This is a genomic window from Sulfitobacter sp. G5_S2_6_S6, from assembly GCF_054968505.1.
Genome location: NZ_JBQKUI010000010.1, coordinates 37,494 through 56,781 on the forward strand (window position 1 = coordinate 37,494; position 19,288 = coordinate 56,781).

Genomic DNA, 19,288 nt, shown 5'->3' on the forward strand with positions numbered 1-19,288 from the left:
CATCAATTTTTCGAGACTGGAGGTTTCCAATGACATACATACGCTTTTTCGCGATGATCGCCACATCCACGGTGGTGATGTTCATCCTGATGTATCTCAACACCTATCTGCTGAGCCATATCTTCTGGTCCGAAACACGCGCCTATATGGCCGTGCTGATGGGGGCCATAATGGCGATCATCATGCTGGGCTTCATGCTGTCGATGTACTCCAGCAAGGCGATCAACGCTGCCATCTTTATTGGCGGCGCCGTGGTGTTTGCCGGATCCCTCTGGCTGGTCCGGAGCCAGGTGACCGTGGGCGATACCAGCTACATGAAGGCAATGATCCCGCACCATTCGATCGCGATCATGACATCGAGCCGCGCCAACATTTCTGACCCTCGGGTGCGCAAACTGGCTGACGAGATCATCTTTGCCCAAGACAAAGAAATCGCCGAAATGCGGTATCTGGTGAATGACATCGACACGAATGGTGACGCGGCTGATGAGGGTCTGGATGGTTCAGCCCGCATCGTCGATCTGAACGAGGCACTCTCATCCGCCGAAATCGCCATCCTTGATCTGGAATTCCTGACTGGCGATGAGATCGCGCAGCTTTTCCCGGATGGGGCCATCTGCACCTTCAAGTATACGACGACCAGCAAACCTGTGCTTGCCACAGGACAGATCGACGGTGCCCCGGCGGCGCTGGCAAAGATCAGCGGCGACCTGGTGCGTCTTGGTTCAACCGACGCAACCGGCACCCTGAGCACCGAAGGAATGTCCGTAAGCCTCAGTGCGCCGGACGGGGCTGCGGCGCTGGAAAACAGTGGTGAAGTGCAGGACGCCAACCTCGTGCTCGAACTCGATGCCGGCCTGCGGGCAGGCTATCGCGGCTATTATGGCTGCGACGCCTGAACCCTGAAACGGAGGATATGACATGCCAAGAGACACAACCCAGACAGCCAAGCTTTACCGGATGGTGATGCCCGACCACCTCTGTCCCTATGGGCTCAAATCCAAGGACCTGCTGGAGCGCAAGGGTTTCGAAGTCGAGGATCACCCTTTGACCACGCGTGAGGAAACCGACGCGTTCATGGAAGAGCACGGCGTCGAAACCACCCCGCAAACCTGGATCGGGGACGAGCGGATCGGCGGATATGACGACCTTCGCGTCCATTTCGGCATCGATGCGCCGGAAGACGAACGCTCGGACACGTCCTACCAGCCGGTGATCACGATCTTTGCCGTCGCGTTCCTGATGGCGCTCGGTTTGTCGTGGTACAGCTTCGAGAACATTTTCACCCTGCGCGGGCTGGAATGGTTCATTTCGATCTCGATGTGCTTTCTGGCGGTACAAAAACTTCAGGATGTCGAGAGCTTCTCGACCATGTTCCTGAACTACGACCTGCTGGCGCGTCGGTGGGTGCGTTATGGCAAGATCTATCCGTTTGGAGAGGCTTTCGCAGGTATCCTCATGGTCGCCGGGGCGCTGACCTGGCTTTCGGCACCGGTGGCCTTGTTCATCGGCACTGTTGGCGCAGTATCGGTTTTCAAGGCGGTCTATATCGACAAGCGTGAATTGAAGTGCGCCTGCGTCGGCGGCGACAGCAACGTACCGCTCGGCTTTGTCTCGCTCACAGAGAACCTGATGATGATGGTCATGGGGATCTGGATGCCGATCAGGGTCTATCTGATCGGCTGAAAGGCGGGTGCCGTTTTCATATCCCTCGGACTCGTTCTCCCGATAGATGCGCAAGTCGGACAGCACTGCGAAAAAGGGTCAAGCTGAATGGACCAGATAATCGAAGCATTCACGACCGGGGCGGGCATGCTCTGGAAGGCGCTCTGGGCGCTCATCTTCGGGTATATCATCTCCGCAGGCATCCAGATTTTCGTGACACGGGATCAGATGGCGCGTGTTCTTGGCGACCGTGGTGCCAGGAAGGCAGGCATTGCCGGCTTCTTTGGGTTTGTGTCATCGTCCTGTTCCTTCGCGGCTCTTGCCGCGTCGCGTTCGATCCTCGTGAAGGGTGCGCATCCGGTCAATTCGATCGCCTTCCTGATTTCATCGACAAATCTGGTGATCGAGCTTGGAATCGTCCTTCTGGTCCTGCTGGGCTGGAAATTCATGGTGGCAAATTTCATGCTTGGCATCCTGATGACGATCTACGCCTATGCCCTCACCCTGATATGGCTTCCAAGGTCGTTTGTCGAAAGCGCAAAAGAGCATGCGGAGAAGGCCCAGTCCGACGAAGGTATGGACAGGGACCAGACCATGAAGGGTTCGTTCCGCGACAAACTGCTGTCCCGCGAAGGATGGGACCGGATCGCCCGCGCTTTCTTCATGGAATGGAAGATGGTCTGGAAGGAGATCCTCTTCGGCTTCACGGTCGCGGGTTTCATTTCCGTCTTTGTGCCGCAGAGCTTCTGGAACGCGATCTTTCTGGTCGGAGATGGCGGTGCGCAGGACGCGCCGGGCTTCCTGATCGTTCTTGAAAACGCGCTGGTGGCACCGGTCGTGGCCTTCTTCACCTTCATCGGGTCGATGGGCAATGTCCCCCTGGCTGCGATGCTCTGGTCGCGTGATGCGTCGTTCGGAGGCGTGATCGCCTTTCTCGGAGCCGATCTTGTTGCTGCCACGGTGATATGGGTGCACGCAAAATATTACGGCTGGCAGTATGCGCTCTATCTTTCAGGCTTGCTGTACCTGTGCATGGTCGCTGCGGGAATTACGGTGCATTACCTGTTCGCTCTCGTAGGGATGATCCCGACCGAGCGGCCTTCGCTTCAGGAAATGGTCCGGTTCAGCATCGATTACACGTTCTTCCTCAACCTGATCTTTCTTGTCATCGGGTCAGCACTGATCTGGCTTCACATCAGGAATGCCGAGGAAGACTAACCGATTGAGGCCAAGAATGGGAAGGTTCCCAGAAGCCAGTAGGCAAACCGGGACAATTGGCCGGTCATGATGGCAACGCCCATGATGATCATGGCGACGCCCGCGCCCTTGTAGAGCCAGCGACCGGCTTTGCCGATCTGTCTGACCCGTGCGGCGATGGCGTCGGTGAACAGCGCGGCCAGCAGGAACGGCACGCCCAGCCCTGCGGAATAGATCGACAACAGCCAGATGCCGTCCGACATACCGCCGGATGTCGAACTGAGCGTCAGGATTGCGCCGAGGATCGGCCCGATGCAGGGCGTCCATCCAAAGGCGAAGGCCAAGCCCAGGACGTAGGCTCCAAGCGGGCGACCCCCCGGAATGTCGAGTGTGAAGCGGGTGTCACGCGAGAACGCTTCCAGACGGAAGGCACCCAGCATGACCAGTCCGAACAGGATGATGATCGCCCCGCCCAGATAGTTGAGCTCAGTGCGCCAAGTCAGCAGCAACGACCCGAGCGCGCTGGCCCCGGCCCCCAACGCGACAAAGACCGTGGAGAACCCCAGAACGAAGCAGGTGCTTAGGCCAAGTGCCCCGGCGCGTGCCCGCAGGCCGACCGATCGCGTCGTGCGCAAATCCGGCTGGCCTGCGATGTAGGAAACATAGCCCGGAACCAGTGGCAGGACGCAGGGTGACAGGAAGGAAATGGCCCCCGCCAGAAAGGCCGCGAAGATGCCGATGCCGGAAATATCCATCATGCTTTATGCTCGGCGCTGAAGGGTCGCGCCGCCCACCAGAAGGCAATCAGCGGGATTACGATCCATTGCAGCACGGGCGACAGCCCTGCATCGAGGACCGGAATGATCGGCATCAGGTCCGAATAGGCCCAAGCCGCGCGGATCACGATGTTGAGCCATTCGCTGAACAGCGTATATCCCAACCCGAACACCACCGTCAGGACGGTTACCGAGCGTCGCGTCGGAGCCACGAAGGGCCAGCCACGGCCGGTCAGCATCAAGGCAAGCACCAGCGCGCTCATGGCAATCAGGATGTCGCCACCCGTGCAATGAACCGCGGCGAAGACGATCTCACCCCAGGTGCCCTCGTTCCAGATCGTGTAGAGCGGCATATGGGCGAACTCCCAGATCAGATTGGCCGGGATGATTACCGAAAAATACCGACGTAGCGCTGTCAGGGATATTCCATCCGCCGAAGATGGCATGACGCCAGTCGCGGTGACACTCATTGAAACACCCCTGTCACCCGGTCCCACCAACTGCGTTCCCGGCGTCGATGCTGGGCATTGTTGATCAACTCGCTGACATAGAGGATCAGGTTCACATTCTTGAAATCCATGCCATGGAACTTTGCGGCGAACCGCCCGCCGATATCCACGACATGGGTGACCGCACCGTGCATCATCATGTCGCTGTCGGCGGTCGTGGTGAACTCGAGCCCATAGTCCCGCGCCACAAGGCGCGTCGCGTCGTCGCTCTGATCGGGCCGTTTGGTCAGAATGACCCAGTTGCTCGGATCGAGCCCATGCCGGTCCGCGTAGTCGCGCAGAACGTCCGGCGTGTCATTCACGGGATCGGTTGTGATCGAGATGAATTGCACCAGATCCCTCATCGGCCCGTCGTTGATCGAAGCCTGGACCGCCGCGATCTTTTCCGCATGGAGCGGGCAGATATCCGGGCAGTTGGCGTAGATGAAATGCAGGATGACGACCCTTTCGCTGAAATCCGCCAAGCGCACAGGATTGCCCTCCGCATTCTGCAACTCGAAATCCGGGGCCTGTGCCGCGTCGATGGCCTGGAAGTATGGCTCCATCTCGAACATCCGGGCATCCAGATTTTCACCCGGATGATCGGCGGAGGCCGGAAAGGCGATCGTGGCCGCAAATGTCGCCAAGGCGGCGCGCCGGGTCAGATAGACAATCAACTGCATCACCTTTCGGATTGATCGGGCTTGCCACCACCCGCATCGTCGCATTTCCCGCCGGACCCGCCCTTCATGCACAGACCGAGCCCGCACATCGCGGCACAGGGTGCCAGCGAAACCAAGACAGGCGCGAGACCGATCGCGGTGAGCCATCCCCAGTTCAGCGCCATGCCGCCGCCCATAACGGTTGCCGCACCGACGAACAGCAGTCGTCTGCGCGTCAACCACCGGGGCCAGTTGCCTGCGCTTTCGATGTCGGCGGCACCCGCATCGTTGGAAGATGATATGTCGGTCATCCGGAAAATCCTTCTGAAGTTTGAGTACTGGTCATTCTGATAACTGGGCGGTCAAGGGCGGGCGGCGCTCTTTCAGGGGCGCTTATTCGATAAAGCCTCGCAAGAAGGAGACCATCTCGGGATCATCCCATTCGGCCGGGCCGACCAGTCTCCCAAGCTCCCGCCCCTGCGCGTCGATCAGGATCGTTGTCGGCAGACCGACGGTGCGCAGCGCGGTCATCGACAGCATGGTCTTGTCGACATACATCTTGAGATTGTTGACACCGATCTCGTCGTAGAACCGCCGCACGACGGGCGACCCGGCCCTGTCGATGGACAGGGCGACAACCTCGAAACGGTCGCCGCCAAGTTCCGCCTGAAGTGCATCCAGCGTCGGCATCTCTTCCCGGCAGGGGACGCACCAGGTTGCCCAAACGTTCACGAGGATCACCTTGCCACGAAAATCCTCCATGTCCCCACGGCTGCCGTCCTCGGTCTCGTAGCGCACATTGATCACCGGCTGCGGCGTGTCGTGCAGTGCGAAGCCTTGCGGCCCGGCAAACGCCGTGCCGACGGACAATGCCCAGACGAGCAGCGCCGTTTTGAGATATTTCATGGCGTTGGCTCCTTGCCGGCTTGGGTTTTCAGATCACGGACGATCGGCAAAAGGGTTTCCTCCAGAATCGCTCGCGTGATGGGGCCGACATGGCGGTAGGCAATGGTGCCGTCGGAAGTGATGACATAGGTTTCAGGCACGCCGTAAACACCCCACTCGATGCCCGCACGTCCGTTTATGTCGGCCCCGATGCGGGTGTAGGGATCACCCAGTTCGTCTAGCCAGGCGCGCGCCTGTTCGGGCGGATCCTTGTAGTTGATCCCGTAGAGCGGCACTTCGCCCGTGGCGCTCAATTCCATGAATAGCGGATGTTCGGCGCGGCAGGGCACACACCACGAGGCAAAGACGTTCACCAGCGAAACATGGCCGATCAGGTCCTGCGTCGAAAGACCTTCCTCGCGGCCGAGCACCGGAGCGAGTGCAAACTCCGGTACAGGCTTGTCGATAAGCGCGGACGGCAGATCATCGCCCTCGCTGAAAAGCCCCCAGCCAAACAGGACCATAAGGGCCAAAGCCACGACGGGCACCAGCACAAAGCCGAGATTTCTCCGGCGGGGCGTGGGAACAGTCATATTGTCACGATAGCTGGTCATGGCTGTGCTTGCTGGTCCTCGCGGGTCCGCTCACTCTGAAAGGCACGTTCTTTGTCGGGCCAGGTGCTCTTGATGTAGTCGACGATCGACGTGATTTCGTCATCTGTCAGTACGCCCTCATATCCGGGCATGTCGCTTTCATAACCGGCCCCGACAATCGCCGCCGGTCCGCGTTTCACGATGTCGAACAATACGCGGTCCGTATGATGCCAGGTATGACCCGACGCATCATGCGGCGGGGCAGGCAATCTGCCGTTCGGCAATCGGGTGCGCCAATCAGGCTGCCCCTCCAGGTTTGCGCCATGGCAACTGGCACAATTCTCCTGATAGAGACGCTCGCCCATGCGCAAGCCGCTCTCCGCCGAAACGGGAGAGACCGTTGTGGCGAGCAAGACCGCGGCGAGCCTAATGGTGTTTTTCATGTCGCTTGTGCCTTCTTCTGGCTATCCAAATACAACGAGAGTGCGACTATCGATGCCACGACAAGCAGGACGCACGCCCCCAGACCAATCCCCATCGACAACAGGCCGTCGCCGTTGCTGTCGCCCTCATTCCGCATCTTGGCGCATTTCTATTTTCCGCTGTCCGAGCGGATGTATTTGACCAAGGCGATTGCCGCGAGCACCAGCACCGCCACGATGAGTAACCAAACCAGTCCCATCGCGATCATCATGCCGCCACCCATCATTCCACCATCCATCATCATGCACTTCATCCTTTGTTTTCCCTTGAAACCGGTCAGGCACGGGATCGCACCAGTCCGCGCAATTAATCATTCGACCGCATAGACGGTCGGGTTCACACCTTCTTCGACGGTGTAAATCTTGAACGGTTCCTGCTTCGCGCCCCCCATACCCGGCGATCCCAACGGCATGCCGGGAAGTGTCAGACCGGCAATGTCCGGGCGCTCATCAAGCAACTTGTTGACGACATCAATTGGCACATGACCGCTGACGACGTAGTCACCCAGAAAGGTCGTATGGCAGCCCTGGAAATCGTCCGGGATACCTGCATCACGGCTGATCTGAGCCAGATCATGGGTCGGCTTTACCTCGACCGTGAAGCCATTCTCGCGCAGGTAGTCCGCATAGCTCTCGCAGCATCCGCATTGCGGGTTCTTGTAGAGCGTGGCCTCTTGCGCTGCTGCAGGCGCGGCATTCAGGCTCATTGCAAGGACAGCGGCAGCACCTGCGGTGCCAAGACTGGCAAGTCCAATTAGTTTCTTCATCGGTTCTTTCCTTTCGTGGTGATCGTTACGTGAGATTGTTTCAGGTTTTGGTCGTGCCAGGATCGACACGTATGATGCCCATCATGCCGGCCGCCTGGTGTTCCAGGATGTGACAATGGAACATCCAGTCTCCCGGATTGTCCGCCACGAAGGCGATCTCGACCCGTTCCTCCGGTGCCATCAGGACGGTGTCCTGCCATTCGCGATGCCGTGTCGGTTGCCCGTTCCGTGTGATCACACGGAACGAATGTCCATGAAGATGCATCGGGTGATGCCACGCGGTGCGATTGTCCATCTGCAGCACATGCGACGTGCCCTGCGGCAGGACCAGCAATGGATCCATCATGTGCCCCGTTGCTGCTTTGCCGTTGATGAACCACATGTTGCCTTCGCGCATCTGCTCCATCATGGACCCCATGCCGCCGCCCATCATCATCTGCCCCATCATGCCGCCATTAAAGATGATCTGATGCCGCGTGGCAGCTTGCATATCGGGTTCGGCCAGCGGGTTGGGTGGCAGTTCCATCGACCAGTCCGGGACCGCGTCCCGTAACCGATCCGGCCCGTAGGCGAGATCGACCAGACGGTATTCCAGATCCCTGTAGAAGACATCGGTGATGGTCAGGCTCTCTCCGGGCTTGCCGGTCATATCAATCACCAGATCGACACGCATGGCCGGACCGACCACCACGATGTCATCGTCTGGTACATGAGGTGACACGGGTTGACCGTCCAGAGCGACCACGACCGGCGCAAGCCCCCCGAAATCCAGCCCGAATATCCGCGCGTTCGCTGCATTGACCAGCCGAAGGCGGATGCGTTCCCCGGATCGCACCGCGATACGGTCAGGGATCTGGCCGTTGATCGTCACGGAATTGCCGATACGACCGCCGTGCATCGCGTCGTGCCGGCTTCCGAAATCTGTCGCAATCTGTCCGTCGCCGGTCATCCGCCAGTCATCGAGCATCCAGGTCAAATCGCGATCCACGCGGATCGGGTTTGCTTCCTCGACGATCAGCGGCCCGTAAAGCCCGCGCCCGACCTGTTCCGAACTGCGCTGGTGCGGGTGATACCAGAATGTACCTGCGTCCAGCGCATCGAATTCGTAGAGAAACTCGCCACCGACCGGGATCGGGTCCTGTGTCAGGAACGGCACACCGTCCATCGCATTGGGTGTGCGAATGCCATGCCAGTGGACCGTCGTCCCTTCATTTAGCCCGTTCCGGGCCAGAACCCGAATTCGGTCTCCCTGCCGCACCCGGATCTCGGGGCCGGGGAGGGATCCGTTGTAGCTCCAGACGTCGGTAGGGCCGTAGGGTGCCGGTCGCAGGGCGGCTTGTCCGGCCGCAGCGCGTAGCAAGAATGGGTCCTCTGTCGGACCTGCCATCGCTACTCGTGCCGGTGACAGAGTGGATATGGCCGTGAAAGCGGCACCGGTGCGCAGCACGTGCCGTCGTGAAATCAGTCTGTTGAGGGTCATTACTTCTGCCTTGATCTGAAAGGGTCGCACTCAGCCAGCTTCGGCCAAGGCAACGGTCAGGCCCCGCAACAAGCGAGGCCGCTATCAGGTTCAGACAGGCAGCTTGGGAGGAAATGGATCAAGGGAGGGAACCGCGCCAATCGGGATCACAGGTCCCGCGACCGGGATGACAACACCGAAGGCCATCTCAAGCGTCATCGCTGACGTACGAGCTACGATACCGGCCGTAGTTCCCGCGCCACAAGGGACTGTACACCCACCCTCGCAGGTTATCCCGTCAGCAAATCCGATCGGATCGCATCCGCCGCAATGGTCGTCCCCGCTTTCAGCGCCCACCATCTGAGCCATTGCTGCCTCAGCCGCATTCGCTGCCGATACATCCGGCGCAACCACGGCACCGAAGCTCAATGCAAGAATCAAAATGAGGCGGAAAACGCAGATCATGCGATCCTTATGCAAGCTTCCAGTAGGGGGAGGTCAAGAAGTATCCCGTAACATAGGCGTGACATTGCCACGCGGGTACTCACTGATTGGCCAAAAGATGCCCGAGGTTGGTTTCGGGGGAAAATCTGAGGCGAGACTGCGGACTCATCCAAGGTCTGTTTCGGAGCCAGGCAACCACCCGCATCTTTTCATGCGGGTGGCTGCCCTTGTGTCAACTTGCGTCTTTGAATTCGGTGTATTCGCCGCGCACCTGGACAGTCACGGTTGCGGGCTGGCTGTCCCGATTCCGCCAGAACCATCCGTGTTCGCCGTCGAATGCCGCGATGATCTCGCCCTCGTCGCCCGTCGAACCGCGGCCCTTTTCATAGGTCACCGAATTGCCGCCGCCGTGGCCGTGCATGTCAAAATTCACCCGACCGCCATCGACCAGCATTCGGTATTCCACCGTCTGGCCCTCTTCCATGACCAGCTTCCACTCGGCACTGTCGCCGGGTGCAAGCGTAAAGGTGGTTTCGTCACGCCAGATTTCGGCCTCCTGTGCATATGCCGTGCCGACAAAAAGTCCAAAGATATCGTTCATAAGGCTCGACTGCTCTTCGGCTTCGATCTCCAACAGCCTGTCGGCTTCGGCCTCCTCCGCAAGCTGGGCTTTGATCTCACCCATCTCGCTCAGCCCGAGAACCCCGCCGATCCCGGTCGGGTCGATGTTGTATTCGGCAGGCAGCACGACGGTCACAAGGATCGCAACGGCGCTGGCCGCCGCAATGGCAGTGGAACGGATAAGCTGCGCGGAGCTGGGAAGCTCATCAAGGCTCGGTTTTTTTGCGTTAAACATTTTGGTCTCCTAAGTTCTCAGGTGGCTACGAAGTAGCCGGTGATTTGCAGGCCCATGAGGATGAATCCCATGGACATCATGACGACGTTGGCGGTGTAGGCTTGGCGGAAGAAGCTTGGGGATTTCCGCCAGAAGCCCATGACGATGAGGATCACGGCAAGCGCCATGATCTGGCCAAGCTCGACGCCCACGTTGAACGCCAGAAGATTGGCCAGTAGGCCCTCTGACGCGATCTCGTAGTCTAGGATCTTCGTGGCCAGGCCCGTGCCGTGGAAGAAGCCGAAGATCAGCGTTGCGGCCTTGGTGTTCGGCTGGAACCCAAACCAGCGCTGATAAGCCCCGAGATTGTCGAGCGCCTTGTAGACGACCGAAAGGCCGATGATCGCGTCGATGATGTAGGCGTTGATGCCCCAGCCGAACCAGACACCGGCCAGCATCGTGGTCGAGTGCCCGAGGGCGAAGAGGCTGACATAGATGCCTACATCCTTCATCTTGTAGAGGAAGAAGACGACGCCGAGCAGGAACAGGATGTGATCGTATCCCGTGACCATGTGTTTGGCGCCGAGATACATGAAGGGGATGATGTTCACCCCCCAGATTTCCTGGATATAGCCTGCGTCACCTTCTGTGACGGCATGGGCAAGAGCGTTTTCCGCACCCAAGACGAGCGCCGAAAGGGCAATGAAGGACAGGATCACGATCCGGCGTATGCCGGGATCGGTCCAGCCCTGGTGGACTGTATTCATGGATTGAACTCCGCATATGTGTTGATGATCGAATGCAGCGCGCTGTTGGCACGCAGTCGATCAGACGCGCGGAGGTCTTTCGATTTGGTATGTCTGCAAGGTGTTCGACGTGGCCGAACTCAACGGCCATGCGGCTCTATAAATATCGAGCGGGTGCGGCGATCGGTCGGGGCCAGGCACGACCGCCTGACTGTGATCGTGATCGATGCTGTCATGGCTATGTCCATGCATGGCCCAGGCGAGGTCTTCTTCCAGTCCATGCGAATGACCGTGCTCAGCAACCATTTCTGCGTGCTCTTGAAGGACGCCGATGACTGAGGGTGCGTGCGAGGTTGCGGGCACCACAGACCAGAGGAGTACGGCCAAACATAAGAGTGTCGCAAACGCGGCGTTTACAACTGTCCTCAAGGTATCCATAGGATCTGCCCGTCTGCCCGTCTCTAGCGTGGTGCGTCGTGGCACCATCTTGTTCTATCCTCCCGGGGGGGATAGAACTACTTTATGACAAAACATCCAGTCCATGCAACCCATCCCGCCCTTGTCGCCCGGCTGAAACGCGCTGACGGCCATTTGCGCGCCGTGATCGAAATGATCGAGGCGGGCAAACCCTGTCTGGAGATTGCTCAGCAGATGCAAGCGGTCGAAAAGGCCGTGACGAACGCCAAGCGTGCGCTGATCCATGATCACATGGACCATTGTATCGACGTTGAAAGTTCTGAAACTGATCGCGCCGAGTTGCGGGCGATCGCCCGATATCTCTGAGGCTGACCATGCTCGATATTCTCTCCGACCGCACTTATCGGCACCTGTTTCTGGCACAGGTCGTAGCCCTTCTGGGTACCGGACTCGCCACAGTCGCACTCGGCCTGCTCGCCTTTGATCTTTCGGGCGACGGGGCGGCGCTGGTCCTCGGCACAGTCTTCACCATCAAGATGGTTGCTTATGTGGGCATCGCGCCCATTGCAGGGGCTTTCGCAGACCGCGTGCCGCGCCGCGCGCTTCTGGTGACGCTCGATCTGGTGCGTGCCGGTGTCGCGCTCGCACTGCCCTTCGTGACCGAGGTCTGGCAGGTCTACGTCCTGATCTTTCTTCTTCAATCGGCTTCCGCCGCCTTCACGCCGACCTTTCAGGCGACGATCCCGGACGTTCTGCCCGAAGAGGCGCGCTATACCCGCGCGCTGTCGCTGTCGCGGCTGGCCTACGATCTGGAAAACATCGTCAGCCCGACGCTGGCGGCCCTTCTGCTCGCGGTGATGTCCTACAATTCGCTTTTCCTCGGCACGGTCCTCGGTTTCGCCGCATCGGCCCTTCTGGTTGTTTCGGTCGTGCTGCCCAGTCCCCGCCCATCCGAGCCGCGCGGTGTCTATGACCGCACTACGCGCGGCATCCGCATCTATCTGGCCACGCCCCGCTTGCGCGGGCTCTTGGCATTGAACCTCGCGGCGGCGGCGGCAGGTGCGATGGTGCTGGTCAATACCGTCGTTCTTGTGCGCGGCTCGCTCGGCCTTTCGGAAAGTGCTCTGGCCTGGACGATGTTCGCCTTCGGCGCAGGGTCGATGATCGCCGCGCTGGTCCTGCCGCGTGTTCTCGATGTGTTGCCGGACCGGCCCGTGATGTTCGGCGGAGCCACGCTGATGGTGGCTACTCTGGTCGGTCTGGCGTTGACGGTCCTTGGAGCGGGCCTTGGCTGGTCCATCCTTCTGACAGCCTGGTTGCTGGTGGGGCTCGGATATTCCGCTGTCCTCACGCCTTCCGGCCGACTGCTGCGCCGTTCCGCCCACGCCGGGGACCGCCCGGCACTCTTCGCGGCGCAATTCGCGCTGTCCCACGCCTGCTGGCTTGTGACCTATCCGCTGTCGGGATGGCTGCTGACAGTCTATGGTGTCGTTCCCGCACTGATCGGACTGGCCCTCATCGCCGCCTTCGGAATGCTCGCAGCGCTGAAACTCTGGCCGTCCGGCGATCCCGTTGAGCTTGAGCACACCCACGATAATTTGCCACTCGACCATCCCCACCTAAGGGGACATCGCAGGCACAGCCATGCCTTGATCATTGACGAGAGCCATCCTCGCTGGGCCACGCATTTATAAGCCGCAGCAAGAGACGAAGACTGGACACGGGCGGTTCGTTTTCATCCATGCGGACATTCGTGCTTCGAGCAAAATTCATCAAAGTGGGCTCGATGCGCGAATTCTCTGCAAGTTTGGCGGACAGAAGCGTTGACTCTAACATAAACTGTCGGCCCCCCGACAAAGAGCACGGCTTAAGTTGCGACCCTCCACATCCGATACCGCCCCTGCCCCGTCATCTCGTGGATCATACCACGCGCTTCCATCCAAGCAAGGTTGCGCTGGACGGCAGCACGGCTGGCGCCGATCAGGGCCTCGGCCTTCGGAGCGGACACGAGCGGCCATTCGGTAAGTACCGCGCACAAGGCCGGGGGCGTGCGGCCGGAAAGCGGGCTCATCTCGGCTTCCGCCCTCGCCGACCATGCCTCGATATCATCGAGGTGACGCATTGCGGTCAGGCATGCGGTCTCCATCCCGTCAAGCCAACGAGACAGACGGTCAGCGGGTGGGCCACCGGAGCGCAATCCTCCTGCCCCGCCCATGGCCAAAGGCGCGAAGAGCGCCCCCTTGCCCTCACTGGCCACGATCCGTGCGGCTGTGACCGCCGCTTCCATCCGGTCGCCGTGCTGCCCGAGGCCCGCGAGACTCCAGAGATGGAAGCCCATGCAAGCGCGCGTGATTGGGTGAAGATCGGCGGCTTGCGCCATAAGATCGAGCCAACCGCCCGCGCGATCCGCGGACGGTTCGGCTTCAACGCCGAGGTTCTCGGGGTCGCGGCGGTCGAGGAAGGCGGACAGGTCCACTTCCGGTCCAAGGCCGCCTGTAAGACGCCGCACTGCCCATCCGACACGCGCGAGCGCCGCGGTGTCGTCCTGCACGCCGGACAAGCGCATGGATTTCCAGAGCGCCAGCCGATCCGGGCCAATTCGGTCGCCTACAAACCAGCTGAGGTCTGCCGCCTCCATCAGCGCGAGCCTGTGCCGCCAACCTTTCGGGCCACGGCGCAGCCGGTCGTCCAGCGCGCCGATCCGGCCAGCCACACGGGCGAGACGCGCGGCATTGCCCGCCTCTGCCTTCCGCCAATCGTCGAGGACTGCGGTTTCACGAAGCTCTGCCCTAGGTCCGGGCGGCAGATAATCTGGCTCCTCGTCCATCGGACCGGGCAGGAACCACAGGTCGTCCTCAGACGTCTCTTCAAGCCCCTCCGCATCCACAAGAGGATCGTAAAAAATATCATACTGCATAGATACTTGAGTCTTCATGTATGCAAAATATGGCACTTTTGCATTTTACCAAAGTGTTTTGTCAGAGTGCGCCTGCACACCTTATATAGCACGGGCGCGCGATGGTCTGCGAGAGCTCGCTGATCGCGCTCAGCGTATGGAAACCAAGGGTTCTCTGCTGAGCAGCGCCACAGTGCACGCCCTTGCATTCGTTTTCAAACGGTCGTTTATTAGCGATACATAAAACTGCAAAAAGACTGTTTTGATGCCCCTGATAGGTTACGCTCGGGTCTCGACCGAGGATCAGACCCCCCTGCCCCAGACGCAGGCCCTGAAATCCGTGGGCTGCGCCGAGATCCATGAAGAACAGGCCTCGGGCGGCAATCGTGCGCGGCCGGTGCTGGCGCGGGTGTTGGAGCGCATCGGCAAGGGCGACACGCTGGTGGTCGTGCGGATCGACCGCCTTGCGCGATCCCTGTCGCATCTGCTGGAGGTGATCGAGCGGCTGGAGGCCAAGGGCGCGTTCTTTCGTTCCATTCACGACCCCATCGACACCGGATCCCCGCAGGGCAAGTTCACGTTGCAAGTGCTGGGGGCCGCGGCCGAGTTCGAACGCGCCCTGATCCGGGAACGTACCAAGGCCGGCCTCGCCAGCGCGCGCACAAAGGGCCGCGTGGGCGGGAACCCTGGGCTGCGCGCCAAAGACCCTGCCGCTCTTCGTAAGGTACGGCTGGCAAGACAGGACGGCTACATGGAGCGCCTGAACGAGACGGCACAAGACTGGGTGCCCCATGTGCGCCGGTTGCGCCCCGACTTGGCCTGGGAAGACGTGTTGCGCATCATCAACGGCCCATTGCCCGAGGCGCGTCGCTGGACCCAAAGCCGTCTCTTGCGCGCTGTGAAGGCATATGTCGGCGACGGCTTCCTGCCTGCCGAGGTTCTGGCCCGCGCCGGGCGCCGCGAAACCGACGACCGCCTGCCCGCCATTATTGCTGGCATCAAGGGCGCAGATCCTGACATCACGCTTCGAGCGATCTGTGAACGGCTGGAAGCTATGCGCGAACGCACGCCCCGTGGCCGAACGAGATGGCAGCCCTCATCGGTCAAGATGCTGTTGGAGCGAGCCGAGAGTCTGGGAATGATTTAAGAGACTCAGATTCGTTCTTTGGAAGCAAAACCGCCTATGTGAATCGCGTACATCTTGCGTTTAAGAGATGGCAGCGACACAAGCACTTGACGCGCTGGATCCGCAAAATAAGATAAGTCATTGTAAATAAATGATTTCACCGGATACCGGCCCACCATTTGAAAAAATCCTTGCCTGTCAAACGCTTTCCTGACATTTTTGCGGAAGAACGCTAACCATCAGTTTCCGGCGGTTTTGCGTTCCTTCTCAAGATAGACCCGGAAGACGGGCGGCGGGACGGGCATGAACGAGCAGCGGATCAGAATGGATCAAAAAATCCAAACGATGGCGACACGTCTAAGCAAATCGCTTGATGTGAATATGCGCAAGTCGTTTCTACCTGATGAACGAAAGGCTCTCAGACGCTTCTCATCCACGGAAGTTGCCCAGATCCTCGGGGTAAGCCAAGATTTTTTGCGGAAGATGTTTTTCGAGGACAAGCTCGATCTCGGTGATATCGAGACAGACGCCCGCGGCCGCAGGTTCTACACTGCAGAGCAAATCGATATAGCGCGCCACGAAATAGCCCGGTCAAGCACCAAGTTCCAGCATATCGTTCCTCGTCGTCGGGATGGGGAGCATATCCAGATCATTTCGATCGCCAACTTCAAAGGGGGGGCCGGGAAGACGACAACGGCGATCCATCTCGCCCAAAAGCTTGCCCTTGATGGTTATCGAGTTCTGGCAATCGATCTCGACCCACAAGCCTCAATGACCACCATGTTCGGTTTCCGGCCGGAAATCGACTTCCCTGAGGCCGGAACGGTGTACGATGCCCTCCGGTATGAGGACCCTATCCCATTTAGAGACGTTGTGCGCAAAACGTATTTCCACAACCTCGATCTAGCCGCGGCCGGCTTGTTGCTCTCTGAGTTCGAGACCGAAACCGCACACGCGCTTCGAAACAATATCAGGCCGCCGTTCTATCAGCGGCTTGCTCTTTGCATTAATGAAGTCGAGACAGACTACGACATTGTCGTCATCGACTGCCCACCGCAACTCGGGTTTACCACACTATCGGCTTTGGTAGCGTCGACGTCCCTAGTCGTCACTGTCATTCCAAGCATGCTTGACGTCGCCTCGATGGCCCAATTCCTGCAGCTCACATCCAGCCTCATGGCAACAATTGCTGATGTGGGCGCATCGCCCGACTGGGACTTCATGAGATTTCTAATCACTCGTTTCGAGCCCAATGACGGCCCCCAAACTCAGATGGCGGCATTCCTGCGGACCATGTTCACGGATGACGTTCTTACTCAGCCTTTCCTGAAATCCTCCGCAGTCTCTGACGCTGGACTCACGCAACAGACACTGTTCGAGATCGCCAGAACGGATTTTCATCGCCAGACGTACGATCGGGCTATCGAGTCCATCAACGGGGTTGTGGCGGAGGTCGAAGGGCTCATCAAAACGGCATGGGGGCGTAAGTAATGGCCCGCAAAGTCACATTCGACATTCCCGAGGATGAAGAAAAGCAGCAGAGCTCGTCGATTTCTCCGACTCGAACCCAGTCACGAGCCCCTGCCCTTTCGGGAATGGCCCGTTCTCTTCAGGATGCGGCACAATCTTCAATTCAAGAAATCAGTACCGACCTTATTGATGATTCCGAGTTCCAGGATCGTCTGGCCCTGGATGACGAAGATGACATCAGGGAACTGGCTGAAAGCATTGACAAGCAGGGACAGCTTATCCCGATACTTCTGAGCCCCGAAGGGGGGCGGTACAGGATCATCTATGGGCGCAGGCGATTAGCCGCCCTTCGACTTATCGGCAAGCCCGCAAAGGCTCTCATCAGAGGCTTGGATGAGGATCAAGCGATTCTTGCACAAGGCCAAGAGAACAGCTTCCGAAAAGACCTCAGCTGGATCGAGAAAGCCCTGTTTGCACGTTCTCTCATAGAGTCCGGCAAGGATGAGGGACTGGTCTGTGACGCCCTCAACATCGATCAGAAAGCCAGGAAAGCCGGTGACAAGCTCACGGGACTTGCTCGCATGAAACAAGTCACTTCCTGTATTCCGACTGAACTCATCCAAAAGATCGGGGCGGCACCCGGGGTTGGACGGGATCGTTGGTATGCTGCCGCCAAGGCTTATGAGAGCCTTGGCTTCTCTGGAGATGAAGGGTTTCCGGCCGGAAACCGAGAATTCCATGATGCTCTCATGGAATCCAGAGGTTCAGGCAAGACCTCCGACGAACGCTTTGCGATCTTCGAAGGGCTCCTAAAACAGCACAAGCCCCCTGCCCCATCGGCAATCAAGACAAAACTCGGGATGGTGAAGGTCACCAAAAGAAATGTGATCATCACCGTCAAGAACGGAGATGACGGGCTTCATAAGTGGATCTCTGAGAATCCAGAGGCCGCTCTTCTAGCGTTGGCGAACGCGAAGGCCGCTGGTCCAGGGCAGATCATTACCCCAGAGAAAATGGAACCCATAGGTAACCCAGTCTCCGGCAGGGATCAGGATCTTGATGGTCCTGACATAGACGATAACAAAAACTGAGCAGAAAGGAGGACAGGCCAGAAAAGGAAAGACCCCCCGAAAGCAGTGCTTCCGAAGGGCCTCGATTAGCTTAGACACCTGATTGATACCCCGAAGCCGAATCGTTTTCAACACCGTTCGCGGTGAACGGGGAAGCTTTTTCAGCCGAAATCATCATGAGACAGGTATTTTCTCACACACCCGCCTTGGCGGAACGATCTTCTGTACCCGGTACGAACCCGTACAGGGTAATCGAGCCAATCCGAGCGCTTCGCAAAGAACTCGGTCTGACACCAAATGACCTGGTAACACTGCAGGCCTTGATCAGCTTCATGCCGAAGAAGGCCGGACAAACAGCTCCAATGACTATCGTCTTTCCCTCAAACGCATCATTGTCTGAGAGAACGAACGGCCTGAACGAGAGAACGATTCGACGGTGTATCGGACACCTCGTGGATGCCGGGCTGATCCAGCGCAGGGATAGCGCAACCCGCAAACGGTTCCCTCTTCGCTACGGTGGATTGATCAGAGATGCCTTTGGCTTCGATCTGCAGCCAATGTATGATCGGGAAAGAGAGCTCACCGAACACGCAGAACAGCTTGTGGGCGATCAGGAAAAGCTACGGTCACTCAAGGCGGAGGCACTGGCCCTTCGTGTCGAGGCTTTGCGCCAAGCAAAGGATGTTGAGACTGTCTCATTTCTCCAGAACGTACGAAACATCCTACGCCGTGCAACTCTCAAAGCCGACGAAATCATAGAGCTTATCAAGAGGCTGGCAGAGTTGGTCGGAGCGACCATCAGAGAGTTTCCGGCCGGAAACCATAACGCTCAGGAAACAATGCCCGACCAAATGTCCGTCGTCGCCGGACAAAATGTCCGGCACGTAGAACCCACAAGATTGAATATAAAAAAAGATAGAGCAGATGCACACTGCACCTCTGGTTTTCAGGAACGCCGAGATCCAACAATTATGGCATGGACGGACCTGAAAAACATATCGGATTTCTTCCCGCATGAACCAAGAGATCATCAATCAGTTCTCGAAATATTGGCCGATGTCGGAAGATTGCTAAGAATAGAACAGGGCAGGATCATGAAACACCTTAGAGAACGAGGTCCAGGGCAGCTCCTTATTGCACTCGACGAATTAATTTTGAGAGCCAGCACAGGACAGGTGAAAAACAACAACGCCTACCTTGATGCTATGATGAGGCAAGGAAACTGATGCTCTTGCCACATAAACTCGACCGGCTGGTGAGTCTGCATAGCCATCGAAGATCAAGAGACAATTGCGGCACACTTCAAACCA

Annotated in this window: 22 protein-coding genes; 9 read left to right on the forward strand and 13 right to left on the reverse strand. The window is 58.6% G+C overall.

Going from position 1 to position 19,288, the window contains the following annotated elements:
- Nucleotides 1-29: 29 nt before the first annotated feature.
- The 3 genes from ACTRWK_RS14795 (at nucleotide 30) to ACTRWK_RS14805 (ending at nucleotide 2,883) form a co-directional block, all read left to right on the forward strand.
- Complete coding sequence (locus ACTRWK_RS14795; protein ID WP_045685131.1) at nucleotides 30-899, forward strand: DUF305 domain-containing protein; 870 nt, start codon at nucleotides 30-32, stop codon at nucleotides 897-899.
- Between the two features lie 22 nt (nucleotides 900-921).
- A complete protein-coding gene (locus ACTRWK_RS14800; protein WP_197089315.1) occupies nucleotides 922-1,686 on the forward strand; it encodes a MauE/DoxX family redox-associated membrane protein in 765 nt (254 codons plus the stop codon).
- An 87-nt stretch (nucleotides 1,687-1,773) separates the two neighbouring features.
- Nucleotides 1,774-2,883 (forward strand): permease, encoded by a 1,110-nt coding sequence (locus ACTRWK_RS14805; RefSeq protein WP_007121398.1) that lies wholly within the window; start codon nucleotides 1,774-1,776, stop codon nucleotides 2,881-2,883.
- On the opposite strand, the gene ACTRWK_RS14810 is transcribed toward ACTRWK_RS14805, so the two are convergent.
- From ACTRWK_RS14810 to ACTRWK_RS14865, 12 genes are all read right to left on the reverse strand, one after another.
- Entirely contained in the window at nucleotides 2,880-3,620 is a 741-nt protein-coding gene (locus ACTRWK_RS14810; protein WP_040652296.1) for a cytochrome c biogenesis CcdA family protein, read from the reverse strand. The two genes, ACTRWK_RS14805 and ACTRWK_RS14810, sit on opposite strands and share 4 nt — an antisense overlap.
- On the reverse strand, nucleotides 3,617-4,108 hold the full coding sequence (locus ACTRWK_RS14815) for a hypothetical protein (RefSeq protein WP_007121400.1): 492 nt from the start codon (nucleotides 4,106-4,108) through the stop codon (nucleotides 3,617-3,619). The genes ACTRWK_RS14810 and ACTRWK_RS14815 overlap by 4 nt, the downstream gene beginning before the upstream one ends.
- On the reverse strand, nucleotides 4,105-4,809 hold the full coding sequence (locus ACTRWK_RS14820; RefSeq protein ID WP_045685125.1) for an SCO family protein: 705 nt from the start codon (nucleotides 4,807-4,809) through the stop codon (nucleotides 4,105-4,107). The genes ACTRWK_RS14815 and ACTRWK_RS14820 overlap by 4 nt, the downstream gene beginning before the upstream one ends.
- Nucleotides 4,809-5,099 (reverse strand): hypothetical protein, encoded by a 291-nt coding sequence (locus tag ACTRWK_RS14825; protein WP_007121402.1) that lies wholly within the window; start codon nucleotides 5,097-5,099, stop codon nucleotides 4,809-4,811. The genes ACTRWK_RS14820 and ACTRWK_RS14825 overlap by 1 nt, the downstream gene beginning before the upstream one ends.
- Before the next feature lie 82 nt (nucleotides 5,100-5,181).
- On the reverse strand, nucleotides 5,182-5,694 hold the full coding sequence (locus tag ACTRWK_RS14830) for a TlpA family protein disulfide reductase (RefSeq protein ID WP_007121403.1): 513 nt from the start codon (nucleotides 5,692-5,694) through the stop codon (nucleotides 5,182-5,184).
- The gene (locus ACTRWK_RS14835; protein ID WP_009820201.1) at nucleotides 5,691-6,287 is read right to left on the reverse strand and encodes a DsbE family thiol:disulfide interchange protein; all 597 of its coding nucleotides are present in this window, start codon (nucleotides 6,285-6,287) and stop codon (nucleotides 5,691-5,693) included. The genes ACTRWK_RS14830 and ACTRWK_RS14835 overlap by 4 nt, the downstream gene beginning before the upstream one ends.
- Nucleotides 6,284-6,709 (reverse strand): c-type cytochrome, encoded by a 426-nt coding sequence (locus ACTRWK_RS14840; RefSeq protein ID WP_462843997.1) that lies wholly within the window; start codon nucleotides 6,707-6,709, stop codon nucleotides 6,284-6,286. The genes ACTRWK_RS14835 and ACTRWK_RS14840 overlap by 4 nt, the downstream gene beginning before the upstream one ends.
- A 149-nt stretch (nucleotides 6,710-6,858) precedes the next feature.
- Nucleotides 6,859-6,993, reverse strand: coding sequence for a hypothetical protein (locus tag ACTRWK_RS14845; protein WP_007121580.1), 135 nt, complete (start codon nucleotides 6,991-6,993; stop codon nucleotides 6,859-6,861).
- Between the two features lie 66 nt (nucleotides 6,994-7,059).
- The gene (locus tag ACTRWK_RS14850; protein ID WP_009820203.1) at nucleotides 7,060-7,515 is read right to left on the reverse strand and encodes a DUF411 domain-containing protein; all 456 of its coding nucleotides are present in this window, start codon (nucleotides 7,513-7,515) and stop codon (nucleotides 7,060-7,062) included.
- A 40-nt stretch (nucleotides 7,516-7,555) separates the two neighbouring features.
- The gene (locus ACTRWK_RS14855) at nucleotides 7,556-8,995 is read right to left on the reverse strand and encodes a multicopper oxidase family protein (protein WP_075571762.1); all 1,440 of its coding nucleotides are present in this window, start codon (nucleotides 8,993-8,995) and stop codon (nucleotides 7,556-7,558) included.
- Between the two features lie 655 nt (nucleotides 8,996-9,650).
- The gene (locus tag ACTRWK_RS14860) at nucleotides 9,651-10,274 is read right to left on the reverse strand and encodes a hypothetical protein (RefSeq protein WP_007121517.1); all 624 of its coding nucleotides are present in this window, start codon (nucleotides 10,272-10,274) and stop codon (nucleotides 9,651-9,653) included.
- 17 nt (nucleotides 10,275-10,291) lie between these two features.
- Entirely contained in the window at nucleotides 10,292-11,020 is a 729-nt protein-coding gene (locus ACTRWK_RS14865; RefSeq protein WP_009820205.1) for a HupE/UreJ family protein, read from the reverse strand.
- A gap of 501 nt (nucleotides 11,021-11,521) precedes the next feature.
- Between ACTRWK_RS14865 and ACTRWK_RS14870 the strand changes: the two genes are divergently transcribed.
- Both ACTRWK_RS14870 and ACTRWK_RS14875 read left to right on the forward strand, forming a co-directional pair.
- A complete protein-coding gene (locus tag ACTRWK_RS14870) occupies nucleotides 11,522-11,782 on the forward strand; it encodes a metal-sensing transcriptional repressor (RefSeq protein ID WP_007120627.1) in 261 nt (86 codons plus the stop codon).
- Nucleotides 11,783-11,790: 8 nt separating this feature from the next.
- A complete protein-coding gene (locus ACTRWK_RS14875; protein WP_007120628.1) occupies nucleotides 11,791-13,110 on the forward strand; it encodes an MFS transporter in 1,320 nt (439 codons plus the stop codon).
- 173 nt (nucleotides 13,111-13,283) lie between these two features.
- On the opposite strand, the gene ACTRWK_RS14880 is transcribed toward ACTRWK_RS14875, so the two are convergent.
- Nucleotides 13,284-14,351, reverse strand: a complete 1,068-nt coding sequence (locus ACTRWK_RS14880) for a hypothetical protein (protein ID WP_462843998.1) — start codon at nucleotides 14,349-14,351, stop codon at nucleotides 13,284-13,286.
- A gap of 226 nt (nucleotides 14,352-14,577) precedes the next feature.
- Here ACTRWK_RS14880 and ACTRWK_RS14885 point away from each other — a divergent pair, with 226 nt between their 5' ends.
- The 4 genes from ACTRWK_RS14885 to ACTRWK_RS14900 all read left to right on the forward strand — a co-directional run bounded on the left by ACTRWK_RS14885 (nucleotide 14,578) and on the right by ACTRWK_RS14900 (nucleotide 19,204).
- Nucleotides 14,578-15,459, forward strand: a complete 882-nt coding sequence (locus tag ACTRWK_RS14885) for a recombinase family protein (RefSeq protein WP_462843999.1) — start codon at nucleotides 14,578-14,580, stop codon at nucleotides 15,457-15,459.
- Nucleotides 15,460-15,741: 282 nt separating this feature from the next.
- Nucleotides 15,742-16,929, forward strand: a complete 1,188-nt coding sequence (repA, locus tag ACTRWK_RS14890) for a plasmid partitioning protein RepA (protein WP_037930882.1) — start codon at nucleotides 15,742-15,744, stop codon at nucleotides 16,927-16,929.
- A complete protein-coding gene (gene repB / locus ACTRWK_RS14895; protein WP_462844000.1) occupies nucleotides 16,929-17,999 on the forward strand; it encodes a plasmid partitioning protein RepB in 1,071 nt (356 codons plus the stop codon). The genes repA and repB overlap by 1 nt, the downstream gene beginning before the upstream one ends.
- A gap of 155 nt (nucleotides 18,000-18,154) precedes the next feature.
- The gene (locus ACTRWK_RS14900; RefSeq protein WP_462844001.1) at nucleotides 18,155-19,204 is read left to right on the forward strand and encodes a helix-turn-helix domain-containing protein; all 1,050 of its coding nucleotides are present in this window, start codon (nucleotides 18,155-18,157) and stop codon (nucleotides 19,202-19,204) included.
- The last annotated feature ends 84 nt before the right edge of the window (nucleotides 19,205-19,288 follow it).

Excerpts from the sequence above, each read along its gene's own strand:
- ACTRWK_RS14815 (WP_007121400.1), bottom strand. The coding sequence starts at position 4,108 with ATGAGTGTCACCGCGACTGGCGTCATGCCATCTTCGGCGGATGGAATA.
- ACTRWK_RS14825 (WP_007121402.1), bottom strand. The coding sequence starts at position 5,099 with ATGACCGACATATCATCTTCCAACGATGCGGGTGCCGCCGACATCGAA.
- ACTRWK_RS14885 (WP_462843999.1), top strand. The coding sequence starts at position 14,578 with ATGCCCCTGATAGGTTACGCTCGGGTCTCGACCGAGGATCAGACCCCC.
- ACTRWK_RS14880 (WP_462843998.1), bottom strand. The coding sequence starts at position 14,351 with ATGAAGACTCAAGTATCTATGCAGTATGATATTTTTTACGATCCTCTT.
- ACTRWK_RS14900 (WP_462844001.1), top strand. The coding sequence starts at position 18,155 with ATGAGACAGGTATTTTCTCACACACCCGCCTTGGCGGAACGATCTTCT.
- ACTRWK_RS14860 (WP_007121517.1), bottom strand. The coding sequence starts at position 10,274 with ATGTTTAACGCAAAAAAACCGAGCCTTGATGAGCTTCCCAGCTCCGCG.
- ACTRWK_RS14805 (WP_007121398.1), top strand. The coding sequence starts at position 1,774 with ATGGACCAGATAATCGAAGCATTCACGACCGGGGCGGGCATGCTCTGG.
- ACTRWK_RS14830 (WP_007121403.1), bottom strand. The coding sequence starts at position 5,694 with ATGAAATATCTCAAAACGGCGCTGCTCGTCTGGGCATTGTCCGTCGGC.
- ACTRWK_RS14875 (WP_007120628.1), top strand. The coding sequence starts at position 11,791 with ATGCTCGATATTCTCTCCGACCGCACTTATCGGCACCTGTTTCTGGCA.
- repB (WP_462844000.1), top strand. The coding sequence starts at position 16,929 with ATGGCCCGCAAAGTCACATTCGACATTCCCGAGGATGAAGAAAAGCAG.
- ACTRWK_RS14835 (WP_009820201.1), bottom strand. The coding sequence starts at position 6,287 with ATGACCAGCTATCGTGACAATATGACTGTTCCCACGCCCCGCCGGAGA.
- ACTRWK_RS14810 (WP_040652296.1), bottom strand. The coding sequence starts at position 3,620 with ATGATGGATATTTCCGGCATCGGCATCTTCGCGGCCTTTCTGGCGGGG.
- ACTRWK_RS14865 (WP_009820205.1), bottom strand. The coding sequence starts at position 11,020 with ATGAATACAGTCCACCAGGGCTGGACCGATCCCGGCATACGCCGGATC.
- ACTRWK_RS14800 (WP_197089315.1), top strand. The coding sequence starts at position 922 with ATGCCAAGAGACACAACCCAGACAGCCAAGCTTTACCGGATGGTGATG.
- ACTRWK_RS14855 (WP_075571762.1), bottom strand. The coding sequence starts at position 8,995 with ATGACCCTCAACAGACTGATTTCACGACGGCACGTGCTGCGCACCGGT.
- ACTRWK_RS14850 (WP_009820203.1), bottom strand. The coding sequence starts at position 7,515 with ATGAAGAAACTAATTGGACTTGCCAGTCTTGGCACCGCAGGTGCTGCC.
- ACTRWK_RS14795 (WP_045685131.1), top strand. The coding sequence starts at position 30 with ATGACATACATACGCTTTTTCGCGATGATCGCCACATCCACGGTGGTG.
- ACTRWK_RS14820 (WP_045685125.1), bottom strand. The coding sequence starts at position 4,809 with ATGCAGTTGATTGTCTATCTGACCCGGCGCGCCGCCTTGGCGACATTT.
- ACTRWK_RS14840 (WP_462843997.1), bottom strand. The coding sequence starts at position 6,709 with ATGAAAAACACCATTAGGCTCGCCGCGGTCTTGCTCGCCACAACGGTC.
- ACTRWK_RS14870 (WP_007120627.1), top strand. The coding sequence starts at position 11,522 with ATGACAAAACATCCAGTCCATGCAACCCATCCCGCCCTTGTCGCCCGG.
- repA (WP_037930882.1), top strand. The coding sequence starts at position 15,742 with ATGAACGAGCAGCGGATCAGAATGGATCAAAAAATCCAAACGATGGCG.
- ACTRWK_RS14845 (WP_007121580.1), bottom strand. The coding sequence starts at position 6,993 with ATGATGATGGATGGTGGAATGATGGGTGGCGGCATGATGATCGCGATG.